This window comes from Dyella sp. NPDC103356 (assembly GCF_055584465.1).
In genome coordinates, this window is record NZ_JBVJLZ010000008.1 from 179,426 (window position 1) to 191,601 (window position 12,176).

Annotated in this window: 11 protein-coding genes; 8 read left to right on the forward strand and 3 right to left on the reverse strand. The window is 58.3% G+C overall.

The features are described from left to right. Positions 1 to 65: 65 nt before the first annotated feature. Entirely contained in the window at positions 66 to 1,445 is a 1,380-nt protein-coding gene (locus ACZ6WW_RS18485; RefSeq protein WP_465275484.1) for a serine hydrolase domain-containing protein, read from the forward strand. A 55-nt stretch (positions 1,446 to 1,500) separates the two neighbouring features. Here ACZ6WW_RS18485 and ACZ6WW_RS18490 read toward each other — a convergent pair whose 3' ends face one another. Then, complete coding sequence (locus ACZ6WW_RS18490) at positions 1,501 to 1,956, reverse strand: PA2169 family four-helix-bundle protein (RefSeq protein ID WP_281849655.1); 456 nt, start codon at positions 1,954 to 1,956, stop codon at positions 1,501 to 1,503. Positions 1,957 to 2,111: 155 nt separating this feature from the next. Between ACZ6WW_RS18490 and ACZ6WW_RS18495 the strand changes: the two genes are divergently transcribed. Both ACZ6WW_RS18495 and ACZ6WW_RS18500 read left to right on the forward strand, forming a co-directional pair. After that, positions 2,112 to 2,396, forward strand: a complete 285-nt coding sequence (locus ACZ6WW_RS18495; protein WP_465275485.1) for a hypothetical protein — start codon at positions 2,112 to 2,114, stop codon at positions 2,394 to 2,396. Between the two features lie 182 nt (positions 2,397 to 2,578). Continuing rightward, a complete protein-coding gene (locus ACZ6WW_RS18500; protein ID WP_465275486.1) occupies positions 2,579 to 4,561 on the forward strand; it encodes a CocE/NonD family hydrolase in 1,983 nt (660 codons plus the stop codon). A 91-nt stretch (positions 4,562 to 4,652) separates the two neighbouring features. Here ACZ6WW_RS18500 and ACZ6WW_RS18505 read toward each other — a convergent pair whose 3' ends face one another. Next, positions 4,653 to 4,883 carry a 4-oxalocrotonate tautomerase gene (locus tag ACZ6WW_RS18505; RefSeq protein ID WP_465275529.1) on the reverse strand — a complete coding sequence of 77 codons (231 nt, stop codon included), beginning with the start codon at positions 4,881 to 4,883 and terminating at the stop codon, positions 4,653 to 4,655. Positions 4,884 to 4,953: 70 nt separating this feature from the next. Between ACZ6WW_RS18505 and ACZ6WW_RS18510 the strand changes: the two genes are divergently transcribed. The 5 genes from ACZ6WW_RS18510 to ACZ6WW_RS18530 all read left to right on the forward strand — a co-directional run bounded on the left by ACZ6WW_RS18510 (position 4,954) and on the right by ACZ6WW_RS18530 (position 11,591). Further along, a complete protein-coding gene (locus ACZ6WW_RS18510; RefSeq protein ID WP_465275487.1) occupies positions 4,954 to 5,841 on the forward strand; it encodes a LysR family transcriptional regulator in 888 nt (295 codons plus the stop codon). A gap of 245 nt (positions 5,842 to 6,086) precedes the next feature. Continuing rightward, a complete protein-coding gene (locus ACZ6WW_RS18515) occupies positions 6,087 to 7,229 on the forward strand; it encodes a cache domain-containing protein (protein WP_465275488.1) in 1,143 nt (380 codons plus the stop codon). Continuing rightward, positions 7,229 to 8,308 carry a ligand-gated ion channel gene (locus ACZ6WW_RS18520; protein WP_465275489.1) on the forward strand — a complete coding sequence of 360 codons (1,080 nt, stop codon included), beginning with the start codon at positions 7,229 to 7,231 and terminating at the stop codon, positions 8,306 to 8,308. The genes ACZ6WW_RS18515 and ACZ6WW_RS18520 overlap by 1 nt, the downstream gene beginning before the upstream one ends. Before the next feature lie 496 nt (positions 8,309 to 8,804). Then, a complete protein-coding gene (locus tag ACZ6WW_RS18525; RefSeq protein ID WP_465275490.1) occupies positions 8,805 to 9,779 on the forward strand; it encodes a phosphate/phosphite/phosphonate ABC transporter substrate-binding protein in 975 nt (324 codons plus the stop codon). A gap of 105 nt (positions 9,780 to 9,884) precedes the next feature. Beyond that, positions 9,885 to 11,591 carry a tetratricopeptide repeat protein gene (locus ACZ6WW_RS18530; RefSeq protein WP_465275491.1) on the forward strand — a complete coding sequence of 569 codons (1,707 nt, stop codon included), beginning with the start codon at positions 9,885 to 9,887 and terminating at the stop codon, positions 11,589 to 11,591. 8 nt (positions 11,592 to 11,599) lie between these two features. On the opposite strand, the gene mug is transcribed toward ACZ6WW_RS18530, so the two are convergent. Beyond that, on the reverse strand, positions 11,600 to 12,160 hold the full coding sequence (gene mug / locus ACZ6WW_RS18535) for a G/U mismatch-specific DNA glycosylase (RefSeq protein WP_465275492.1): 561 nt from the start codon (positions 12,158 to 12,160) through the stop codon (positions 11,600 to 11,602). Positions 12,161 to 12,176 lie beyond the last annotated feature (16 nt).

Sequence of the window (12,176 nt, forward strand, 5' to 3'; positions counted from 1 at the left end):
GTGCGTCTGCTCGCCCCCGGGCCTCGTGGCTCGGGGGCGAACCCACAAAAGGAAAGGGGGCGTGGGTGGCCATATCGAGGAAGTCGATCGCAGTCCGCGCGCTTTGCATCGTGGTGCTTGTCCTTGCGGGACTGTTCATCTGGAAGCGCCCCGACCATGCGATTCGCGTCGGCACGGCGAGTATTTCGGACGTCCTCTGTTCTGGCGTGTTTGTTTCCGGACTCGCGCCGGATCGTGTCTTTGCCGAGAACTTCGCCGCGGACAAGGGCCTGGCCTTGCTACGGCCTGGATTGCACTATTCAGTGGATCGAGTCCATCGCCGCATCACTACCGACTGGCACGGAAGATTTGAAAACGTTGCCACTTACTATCCCTCCTATGGCTGTGCATTAGCCTGGCAAACGCCCGACGCCGCCACCTTGCAGGCTGCCAGCGATGCGGCGAGTCCGGTGGCTGAAACGGAAGTCGTTGTAACGCCGAGTAGTCCCGCCATCGGCGATGCATTGGCGCGCGCGTTCGAGGAGCCGGCGACGGGTCCACGCCGCTATGTGCATGCGATTGTGGTTTTGCACGAGGGGCACATCGTTGCCGAGCAATACGCCGGAGGATTCGGCCCCGATACACCGCAACTGGGCTTTTCCGTCAGCAAGTCCGTCGTCAATGCGTTGGTGGGCATCCTGGTGAAGCAGGGCAAGCTCGATATCTATGCGCCGGCACCCATCGGGGCATGGAAGGATTCGAGCGACATGCGTCACCGGATCACGCTCGATCAACTCATGCGCATGACGTCGGGCCTTTCGCTTGCCGAGGAGGACAGCGGATTCGACCCGGTATCGATCATGCTTTTCCGTATGCACGACATGGCCGCGTACGCGGCCGAGGCTCCACTCAAGGCAACGCCTGGCCAGACATGGGAATACACCAGCGGCAACACGCTGCTCGTTGCAGGTGTGATACGTGACCACGTCGCTGGTGGCGCCGCGGGACTGATCCGTTTCGCACACAAGGAGTTGTTCGATCCGATTGGCATGCGCCATGTGCTGATGGAATTCGACGGCGCGCAAACCATGGTTGGATCGACCCGTGTCTACGCATCGGCGCGTGACTGGGCCCGCTTCGGCCAGCTCTATCTCGACGGCGGCGTGGTGAACGGTCAACGCATTCTTCCGCCGCAATGGGATGTCTATTCGAGCAGCCCGACACTCGATAGTCCCTACGGTGCCGGTTTCTGGACTAACGTGGCGGCGGCAGGCGACACCCATGCGCGTATCGAAGGGATGCCGCCAGGTGCGTACATGGCATCGGGTGCCCAAGGGCAACGCATCGTGATCGTGCCCTCGAAACATCTGGTCATCGTCCGGCTGGGTACCACGGTCGATCCGCCGAACTACGACATCAAGGGACTCGTACATCTCGTTAACGATGTGTCCGCTGCAATTGAGTAAGTTTTAAGCGCAAAGATAGAGCGGCCTGGTGGCCGCTCATGGATGGCGCTACTCGTTATTGCCTGCCTTCAAGTCCGTGCTTCAACTGGCGCATCTCATCGTGGCCTTGTCGCACGGAAGTAAACGCTGCTTGCACAGCGGTATGCACGGCCGGGGCAAGCTTGTCGTCCTTCAAGGCGTCTTCGTACTTGGCCTTGATATGGTCTTCCCCGCGTTCGACCTCGTCGACGACGGCTTTGTCGCCCTTGCTCATGGATGCACGCAGGTCGACAAAGCTGCGGTGGATCGATGCCAGCGCCGTACCGTCGTCCTCGGGCTTGCCGCCCAACGAGGACACCAACTGCTGCAAGCCTGTTGCCACTTGCCGGCGATCGGTAGCCCAGCTTTGGAACAGATCGCGATACGTGGCGCTGTCTGCCTCTTTGGCTGCTTCCTGGTAGCCATTGACGCTGTCGATCGTAGTGGCAATCAATCCATTGATGACTTTGATGTCGTGATCGTTTTGGCTCATCGCTACGTTTCCGTGTTGTGGCGTTAGAACATGCCCGGAGCAACGCGCGCAATCGGTGAAAAGTATCGGATGACTGCCATCACATAGCGGTCCGGCCGACATTCACTCTCAATCGACGGTTGTCGTTGCCTGATAAAGTCAAACCCGTTAGAGCCATGGCCATGCTGCAACTCAATCCACCTCTTCCATTGAATACGCCCAAGGGCGAAGGCTTTGCTCACTTCCTGGTCGACTATGGCCCGGAAAGCGATCTGTACTGGACGGTATTCATTACCGAAACTGGAGAGATATGGACGTTCTCCAATCGAGAAGTGCGCGCCTGCAAGAACATCACGTTGGGTCGAGTGGCACCGTCTGTGCCATCAAGCGTCAAACCTCGTCGTGAGGGCGGCGTGCATCCATTGCCCGTATCAGGGCCTGCTTCGGAACGCCCGGCTTGATGGCTATGTGGCCGGAGACTCCAAAGCCCACCTGAGTTTGTGCAACGGCGACTCCAGTTGCTACAAGCCGTGACGTAGGAAGGCTTCGCCTCGCGTTTTCCTGCGAATGCCGCCCCTGCCATTAGTCATGTTCCCCTCCCTGCCCAAAGTCACATACTCGACAGGTATCCAGGGAGAACCTCATGTCATCCATGCACCTCCGTACGTGCCTTGCCGGCGCGATGCTCACCTTGCTTGCCGCCGTTCCGGCCGCCGCACAGCAACGCCCCGATCCGCAGCAGCAACTCATCGCCAAACGCAACGATCTCGAAAAGCAGCTTGAGCAGATCGCCATCATCGATCGCAAGGTGATGGTGAAAATGCGCGACGGCAAACTGATGGCTGCCGATATCTATCGGCCGAAGCATGCGACGGGCAAAGTGCCGATTATTTTTTCGCGTACGCCCTATAACTTCAATTTCTGGGACGTGAAGCTCGGCGCGCCGCGCGATATGACCAGGGAACTGGAGGCAGTGAAGCATGGCTATGCCTATGTGCAGATGAATGAGCGCGGCCATTACTTCTCGCAAGGCGAATACGACATTCTCGGGCCGCCGTTGACCGACGGTTCGGACGAGATCAAATGGCTCGCCTCGCAGCCGTGGTCGAACGGCAAGGTGGGCACCACGGGCTGCTCGTCGACCGCGGAATGGCAAATGGCCGTCGTGGCGCAGGACGATCCGGGGCTCGCCACCTTCAACGTGCAAGGCTTCGGCGCCGGCGTAGGCAAAGTCGGGCCGTATTACGAACAGGGCAACTGGTATCGCGGTGGCGCGGTGCAGATGCTCTTTATCGATTGGCTGTACGACGAGCAGAACCAGGTGCGCCCGATGTTCCCGGCCAATACCTCGCAGGCCGAGCTGATCCGCGTCTCGCGCATGTTCGACCTGGATGCGCAATCGCCACCGGTGGATTGGGACAAAGCGTTCTGGCATCTGCCCGAGAACGACATCATGCGTTCGGTCGGCGGCCCGCCGGGCATCTTCGATACGAAGATGCCGGTGGCGACGGGCGGCAACATGATCGCGCGTGCGCCGAACGATCCGGCCTGGACCAAGGGCGGCCTGTGGAACGAGACCATGCCGGTGAAGAAGCCGGGCCTGTGGTTCATGAGCTGGTTCGATGTCTCGGTATCGCCGAACCTGGCTGCTTACAACTACGTGCGCAGCCACGCGCCGAAGGCCATTGCCGATCAGCAGTACGCCGTGATCGCACCGGTGCTGCATTGCGCCTATACGCGTGCCACGGAGGACACCATGATCGGCGACCTCAGCGTTGGCGATGCGCGCTTCGATTACGACAGCCTGGTCTATGGCTGGTTCGATCATTTTCTGAAAGGCGAGGACAACGGCATCCTCGAAAAACAGCCCAAGGTGATGTACTACGTTATGGGCGAGAACAAGTGGCGCAAATCGCCAACCTGGCCGCCGGTGGGTGCGAAGACCGAGGAGTTCTTCCTCAGCAGCCAGGGCAAGGCCAATACGCTCTATGGCGACGGTAGCCTGACCACGGCGCCGGACGCGGCCGATCATCCCGATCAGTTCGTGTACGACCCGGCCAACCCGGTGCCCACCTTCGGCGGTGGCGGCTGTTGCCAGGGCAATGCGGTGAAGTTCGGCTCGTACGACCAAAACCCGCAACTCGCCCGCAACGACATTCTGGTCTACAACTCCGAGCCCTTCAAGGAAGGTACCGAAGTCAGCGGCCCCATCACCGTCACCCTGTATGTATCTTCGAGTGCGAAGGACACCGACTTCACCTTCAAGATCATGGACGTCTATCCGGATGGGCGTGCGTTCAACATCACCGAGAACATCCAGCGCATGCGCTATCGCGACGGCTACGACAAGCCGCTGGCATGGATGGAAGCGGACAAGGTCTACAAGGTGACTTTCCAGCCGATCGATACCAGCAACTATTTCTTCGCCGGACATCGCCTGCGCGTTGCCATATCGAGCAGCAATTTCCCGCGCTTCGATCGCAACCTCAATACGGGTGGAAACAACTACGACGAGGTCAAGGGCGTGATCGCACACAATGCCGTGCATCACGACGGTGAGCATCCGTCGAAGGTGACGATTACGGTGGTGCCTCGCTCGGGCGAGGTGGCTCAGGGCGCCAACTAGTTTGGGTCTGTTGCCACCGTCGCGGCCTTGTCAGCGGCGGTGGCACTCGTCCTTGCCTTCGTGTTTCTGATCACGGGCGTGGTTGTTGCAGTCACCCGTCAGAAAGTAGTTTGCCGCTCTTGGCCCATGCGTCGCGTGATACTTCGGTAATCACGATATCGACGCTTTCCGGCGGGCACTTCAGCGTTTCCACGGCGACGCGGGTTGCTTCCTGCACGAAGCTGCGCTTTTGTTCCAGCGTGCGGCCGGGATGCATTTCAAGACGTAGGATGGGCATGGTGATGCTCTCATGGATACCCCGGAAGTGGGGTGGCGAGGGCATGATGCGCGTGGGCCTGGCGTTGATAAACTTGCCATGATTTTGCACATAACCAACCTATAGGTTTGCAATCATGAACAAGCTGGCGGGCATGGAAATGTTTGTGCAGGTGGTGGAGTGCGGCAGCTTTGCCGCCGCCGCCGAGGCCAGCCAGGTATCGGCGACCATGGTGGCAAAGCATATCCAGGCCATCGAGCAGCGTTTGAATGCACGGCTGCTTCACCGCACCACACGCCGCCAGCAACTTTCCGATGTGGGGCGGCTTTACTACGAGCGATGCAAGCAAGCGCTTGCCGAGATCGAGCTGGCCGATGCCAGTGCCGCCGAGTTGCAGGCCAGTCCGCGTGGTCTGCTGCGCATGGTGGCGCCGGTGAGTTTCGGCAGTCATAGCCTGGTGCCGGCGCTGGCCGATTACATGGCTGCACATCCCGACGTTCAGGTGGATCTGACGCTTGATAACGGCACGGATAGTTTGATCGGCGATGGCTACGAACTCGGTATCCATATTGGCGAGATCAATGGCCCGGGGCTGGTGGCGCGCCCGCTCAAGCCTTATCGCAGGATGATGGCGGCTGCACCTGCCTACCTGGACCGCCATGGTTCGCCGCAGCGACCCGAGCAGCTCAGTGAGCACGCATGCCTGGGCCTGTCGTACTGGCGTCGCCATGATCATTGGCGACTAGTCGGTCCTGGTGGAGACGTCCGTGATGTGGCCGTGCAAGGCGGATTTACCGCCAACCATGGCGATGCGTTGCGCATGGCGGCCTTGCGTGGGCTAGGTATCGTGCTGCAGCCGGAGGTTGTGTTGGCCGACGATCTCGCTGCCGGCCGTTTGCTGCCGGTATTGCCCGCTTGGTCGCTGGCACCGTCGCCGATGTACCTGGTGTATACCCAGGATCACCGCCCCACGGCAAAGTTGCGGAGCGCGATCGACTTTCTACTGGAGAGGTTCGGCATCTAGCCGTTTAGAACCATTATGTCCCCGTTTTGAACGGATTATGGGGCGCAGGTAACAGCTTTTGCCGGCTGATTGCACGCATAGTGGGAATAGGAGGGGAATGGACGGGGGCGTGCCATTTGGGGCTGCGCCTCTCAATCGTGACGTAATATTCATTCATGGCGTAGTATCCAGCCCGCGCAAAGAGCGGGGGCATTAGATAATGCTCAGGCTATGGCGGTGGGTTGCCTTCGTTTCAGGAGGTTTTTATGTCCCTGCGTCGACGCGTCATGGTTATCGCGAGTATTGTCCTTGCGGCCGTATTCGCCATGAATTTCATATTCGCCGTGGCGGCGCAGCGTCACTCGCTCAATGCGGCCAAGGAAAACGAACTGGCCAACGTAGCGAAGATCACGACATCGGCGTTGCAGGATCGTGAGCTGATTTCCGCAGGCGCAGCCGAAATCATTGCGGATCAGCCGTGGGTGGCGAAAGCTTTCCGTGCTGGCGATCGATCAGCGCTGCAGCAGGGTCTGCAACCGATGTTCGAACGCATGAAGGCCATCTATGGCGCAACCATCATCCAGTTCTTCACGCCGCCCGCCCAGGCATTGCTGTTTGTCGAGAATCCGGCGATGCCCAAGACGGATTTCAGCGACACCCGGCCCATGATCATTGCAGCCAACCTGCATGGCATCAGTCAGCGTGGTCTGGAGCTTGGCCCTGTAGGGTTGGCCGTGCGCGCCGTAGCGCCGATCAAAGACGATGCCGGGCTTATTGGTGTTGTTGAATATGCGTCGGATTTTCAGGCGTTGCTCAAGCAGATTGGCACGCTGACTGATACGCAGTTGGCGACCTTGATTAACGAAGACCTATGGAACAAGGCGCGCAAGAACGACAAGGAGTTCATGCCTGCTCGGGATCAGCTTATCGATGGGAATCGCACGGTGTACTCCACGGATTGGGATGTCACAAGCGCGCTTGTGACGGCTGAAGAACTTACGCCGACGCGTGGCAATCGAACCACGACCCGAATGCGTGATGGTGTCGAATATGGTGTGCTGACGATGCCGTTGATGGATTTCAGTGGGCAGCAAATTGGCTTTGTGGTGGCAACCCGAAGTTTCGCCGGCCTGAACACCGAGTTTGTCGATGCCGTGCGTCTGGCGGTGTTGCGTATGCTGCTGGGCTTTATTGTTTCCTTCGGCGCCGTGGTAGTGATTTTCAATGGCCTGCTGCTTCGCCCGATCACTGATCTGCTGAGTAAGTTGCAGGCGCTGGAAAAGGGCGACGAAGACACGCCATTGGCCATAGCTGGCCGCAACGACGAAGTGGGCGGGCTGTTTCAGGTGGCCGATCGATTGCGCCTGAAGCTGCGCGCGCTTGCCGAACTTGCTGCAAGGAAACCGTGATGGGTTCGCTTGGCAAGGACTTTGTTATCGCTGCCAGCTTCCTGCTGGCGCTGATGTCCGCGTCCACGAGTAGGGCAGCAAACATAAAGGAAATGCCTGATAACGCGCCCCGTCCGATGCCGGTTAGCGTTTCACTCTCCATTCTGGACGTCCAGGGCATCAAGGAGAACCTCAATACGCTGTACGCGACCGTGGAGTTTCACCAAACCTGGCGCGATCCCCGCCTGGCGTTCGATCCGATCAAGCTGGGTGCGGAAGAGATCGTACACACCGATACGGACGCCAGGCAGTTCCTCGATACACACTGGAATCCCCATATCATTCTCACCAACCAGATCAGTGCGACGGGAACGCCGGAGGTCGGTGTGGAAATTCGGCCCGACGGCACGGTCAGCGTCATCACTACCGTCAACGGCGGCTTCTATATACGCAGTGACTATTTTGATTTTCCATTCGATCGCCAGGCATTCCCGATCGATATCGCATCGGACCGCTACTATCGCGACCTGCTTACCCTGTCTTACGGTTCGGGTGGAAAGGCCGCGTCGGTTATCGATCGCTCTGTGCATCTGGCTCAATGGACCTTGACTGGCTTGTCCCCCGAGCGCTCTACCCGTATTGGCTGGGATGGTACGAGCTTCGAGCATCTCACCGTAAAAATCCTTGCGACGCGCAATACTTTGCAATATGCGCCGCAAATATTCTTGCCCTACCTGTTCATCATGATCTCACCGCTGATCGTGCTGATGCTGAAGGTCGACAGTGTGGTGGAAAAAACGACCATGCTGAGCGGCGCTGCGCTCGCCACTATCGCACTTCAGTTTACGGTGGCGGCGAGTTTTCCGGAGGTCGTGTTGACCGACAATATCGTGTCGCGCATGTTCTGGCTCGGTTACGCGTTTTTGCTGATCATGCTGATTTTGGTGATCACGGTGTACAACCACACGATTGCGTGGTTCAAGGATCCGTATGTGATCGCGGAGATACGGGCTCAGCTCAACTGGGTCCCCGCGATGATCTTTCTGGTGCTCTTGATCGGCACCATTCTGGCGCCGGTGCTGCGGCATACGTTTGCGTAGGTGGTCGGCTTAGATAAGTCAGGACACAATCGTGTCTAGCGAGTAAAAGAAGGCTCCGAATGCCTCGGTTCTCCTATCGTCATCCCGGCGCAGGCCGGGATCCAGTGGCTTCGGTTTTAGGTTTTCGCGATAGAGCAGAGGCATTGTTGGCCCTCGTGATAATCGATCGCAAAGTCACTGGATATCGGTCCGCACCGAGATAGCGATACTAGGAAGGTTTTTTTGAGATTCCATGAAATTTCCCTTGCAAGAATCAGGTATTTTTTGTGGTTTTAGTTGTCGAAATGCCAGCTAATAAGCGCATATTCGCCCGTATGCGCGGTTTTCACATCGCGAAACGTAAAAGGCACCCTGGGGAAATGTATGGCGTTCAGCTTTATCGTTGCTACGGTGCCGAAGCGAGGTTGTCGTGACTCGTGATATCGGTAGATAGCGGCTAAGGTCACATCGCTTTCCGGCGCTATCGGCAAATGCTCTTCTTTGGCAGGAGGATGTCATGGATAAGCTGCTTTGCGGAGCCGGAAAAACCTGGCGCAAATCCATCCATACGGCAATGGCATGTGTGGTATTTGCCGCAGTTGCGACAAGTATCCAGGCACAGGAGCAGGCCAAGGTGTCTGATGGAACCCATGGTGCCGTGGTATCTCTGCCCATGTATGAAGTGTCGGACGCCATGAAGAAGGCCGACAATATCTTCTGGAACAGATTAAGAGAGAAACTAGCCTCCCAGGGCGTGGTTGCGCCGATGGCGCTCGAACGAACGAACGGCGATCTGGCCGACCAATGGCAGGACGAGCATCTCCTTTTGTCGCAAACCTGCGGCTATCCGTATACGCACACGCTCATGCAGCGCGGGGTCAAGATTGTCGGCACCCTGGTCTATACGACCAATGATGGTCTTGCTCCCGGGGAATACCGTAGCGTGATCATCGTAAAGGCCGATACACCCTACAAAACCCTGGCGGACTTGAAGGGAAAGAAGGCTGGTGTGAACGAGATGGGTTCGAATAGCGGGATGAATGCCTTCCGCGCTGCGGTGGCGGCCAGTTTTCCGGCGAACGAACTCAAACAGGGGATTTTCGCGTCAGTGATAACGACGGGCGGCCATATGAAGAGCGTTCGCATGGTCGCTGACGGACAGATCGACGTGGCAGCCATCGACAGCGTGAGCTACGACCTGATCAAGCGCGATTATCCCGAGCTCGCGGCAAAGACGCGGGTGTTAACCAACACTCCTGTTTCTCCGGGGCTTCCCTTGATCACCAGCGCGCGGACTGACGACAAGACGATCGACAAGATGCGGGCGGCCATCAAGGACGTCGTGACACATCCGGGAGATGCCGACTTGCGTTGGGCTCTGGACGAAATGAAGCTCAAGGATTTTGTGGTGATCGATGCTCAGACTTATCACCAGCGCATCTATCAGCTGGAGAACTCGGCGGTAGACAAAGGCTATCCAGCATTGAAGTAGCTCGATGCAGTGCGGGACATCCGTTACATGGTTTTTCTCTGATGGTTATGAATACGCTCTCGCGGAGGCGTCATGATTAGTCGGTGGAAACTTATGGCACGCGCCATGGCGATCATCCTGGTTTTTCTCACCTTCTCGGCAACCTCTTGGTGCCGGGATGCTTCGCCACCGGCACAGGCAAAGCGGGTTCCGTTGGTTTTTCCGACGTCCGGGCCGGCTGGCGCGCAAACGACTTTCTTGACCGGTGTCGAATTGCTGCACAACTTCGAATACGAAGATGCGGTCAAGACATTCGGCGATATCGTCAAAGCCCATCCCGACTTCGCCTTGGCGTATTGGGGCTTGGCGATGTCTTACAATCACCCGCTTTGGGGTGAGCAGGATCTGGAATCGGCGCGGCATGCCTTGGCCGATCTCGACAAGGCGCATGCAACGAGCCTGACGCCGCGCGAAAAGGGCCTCATCGCGGCAGTGAGGTTGCTTTACGGCGATGGAGACAAAGCGCAGCGTGATGCGGCCTATGCGGAGGCGATGCGCCAGCTTTATATTCAGTACCCGAATGACGATGAGGTGGCCAGTTTTTATGGCTTGGCCATCCTTGGTACCAAGGCCGAGAATGAGAATTTTGCGGTCAATGTAAAGGCGTCTGACGTCCTGGAGCGAGTCTATAGCCGCAACCCGAACCACCCGGGCGTATTGCATTATCTGGTTCATTGTTACGACGATCCCAGATACGCCTTACTGGGGCGACAGGCGGCCGATAGATATGGAGTAGTTGCCCCTGATTCGGCGCATGCGCTGCACATGCCTTCGCACATCTACCTCGACCTTGGTATGTGGAAGGAATTTGTCCGCGTCAATGAAGCCTCATGGGTCGCCAGCCTCGATCGCGTCCGGCGCGATAACCTGGGGCCTGGCGGTTATGACATCCACGGGCTCCATACGCTGCAGTGGCTCGAGTACGGCTACCTCCAACAGGGACAGACAGCCAGGGCGATGGATAGCCTCAAGACCATGGCGAAAATCTATGCGGTGAACCCGGACCCGATGGTCAAGTGGTACTTCGCGATGATGCGCGCCAGCTACATCGTCAACGCGCCCAATTGGCAAGATGTCGGTACCTCCGCGGATTTGAAGGGCATCGAGTCCATCGACCTGCAAGGTGTGGAACTCACGGCGCCCGCGAACAGCATGTTTGCCACGGGTCTGGCCGCGGTACGGCAAAAGCGGCCCGAACAAGTGAGGCGGGCTATTGACGATATTGGAGAGTTCATCGAGAAGACTCGGCATGCTACGCAGGACGAAGCCGGTAAGGCCGATGCAGGCCATCACCATGATTCGTTTTTTACGGGCTCCTACGCGGCGAGCATCAAGCCGGCGCAGATCATGCAGGCCCAGCTTGAAGCCCTGCAACTTCTCGCCGATGGAAAAGTGGAAGATGCGATAAGTCAGCTTCAAGCCGCGGTCGGTGACGAGGAAAAGCTACCCGTAGGCTATGGCCCGCCCGCTCCCGTAAAGCCATCAGCCGAGCTGTTGGGAGAGGTCTACCTGAGGGCAGGGCATCCACAGAGTGCCATGCGGGCTTTTCAGTGGGCGCTGCTGCGCTATCCGAAGCGCGCGGCCTCCTTGGTCGGGCTAAGCGAGGCTGCTCGACTTGCAGGGGATCGCGAGACCGCAGCGAAGGCGGACGAGGAACTCGGCGCCATGCAGCATGGAGTGACCGGCCGTTTTCAAGCCTGGAGGCAACTGCCTTGCGGAGCGTGTTCGGCCGCAGGTGCGACAAGCCGTGACGCAAGCGCGGATCGCGGTTGAAGCCGCTCCTACAAGATCATGCTCTGCTCTTTGCCTTCGATGAATAGATAAAGCTGGCGGTACGCCTCGACCAGGTCATCGAGGGTAAACGCGCGGTTTCTCCCGCTGGGATTGGGTAGAACCCAAATGGCTGCGTCCCGCATGCGAGTCGGTTGCAGTCCCCAGGCAATATCTCGTTGGCGGGACAGCTCCGAGTACGCCATCTTGCCTAGAAACGCGATAAGACGCGGCGCGTAATGCGCGACTTTCCGTTCAAACTCGGCGGCGGCGGCGGTGAATTCTCCTGGCAGCAACTGGTCCGCACGGGCCGTGGGGCGCCTCACCACCGACGTCAGTCCATAGCCGTAGCTGAGAATCGTGTGGTCTTCCTGCGGCTGAATTTCCTCAGGGGTAAAGCCGGCGAGATGAATAACGCGCCAGAATCGATTATTTCGTCCGACGAAGTGATGTCCTGACGCGGCCGCCGACAGGCCCGGGTTGATCCCGCAGAAAAGCACTTTGAGATCTCCGCCAATGATGTCGGGGAGTTCGCCGGTCGAAGCAGGCTGGGCATCAGACTTGATCTTCATGGTCGATCGCACCGGT

Coding starts and splice junctions, on each gene's coding strand:
- ACZ6WW_RS18490 (WP_281849655.1), bottom strand. CDS start 1,956: ATGAGCCAAAACGATCACGACATCAAAGTCATCAATGGATTGATTGCC.
- ACZ6WW_RS18495 (WP_465275485.1), top strand. CDS start 2,112: ATGGCCATGCTGCAACTCAATCCACCTCTTCCATTGAATACGCCCAAG.
- ACZ6WW_RS18500 (WP_465275486.1), top strand. CDS start 2,579: ATGTCATCCATGCACCTCCGTACGTGCCTTGCCGGCGCGATGCTCACC.
- ACZ6WW_RS18505 (WP_465275529.1), bottom strand. CDS start 4,883: ATGCCCTCGCCACCCCACTTCCGGGGTATCCATGAGAGCATCACCATG.
- ACZ6WW_RS18510 (WP_465275487.1), top strand. CDS start 4,954: ATGAACAAGCTGGCGGGCATGGAAATGTTTGTGCAGGTGGTGGAGTGC.
- ACZ6WW_RS18515 (WP_465275488.1), top strand. CDS start 6,087: ATGTCCCTGCGTCGACGCGTCATGGTTATCGCGAGTATTGTCCTTGCG.
- ACZ6WW_RS18520 (WP_465275489.1), top strand. CDS start 7,229: ATGGGTTCGCTTGGCAAGGACTTTGTTATCGCTGCCAGCTTCCTGCTG.
- ACZ6WW_RS18525 (WP_465275490.1), top strand. CDS start 8,805: ATGGATAAGCTGCTTTGCGGAGCCGGAAAAACCTGGCGCAAATCCATC.
- ACZ6WW_RS18530 (WP_465275491.1), top strand. CDS start 9,885: ATGGCGATCATCCTGGTTTTTCTCACCTTCTCGGCAACCTCTTGGTGC.
- mug (WP_465275492.1), bottom strand. CDS start 12,160: ATGAAGATCAAGTCTGATGCCCAGCCTGCTTCGACCGGCGAACTCCCC.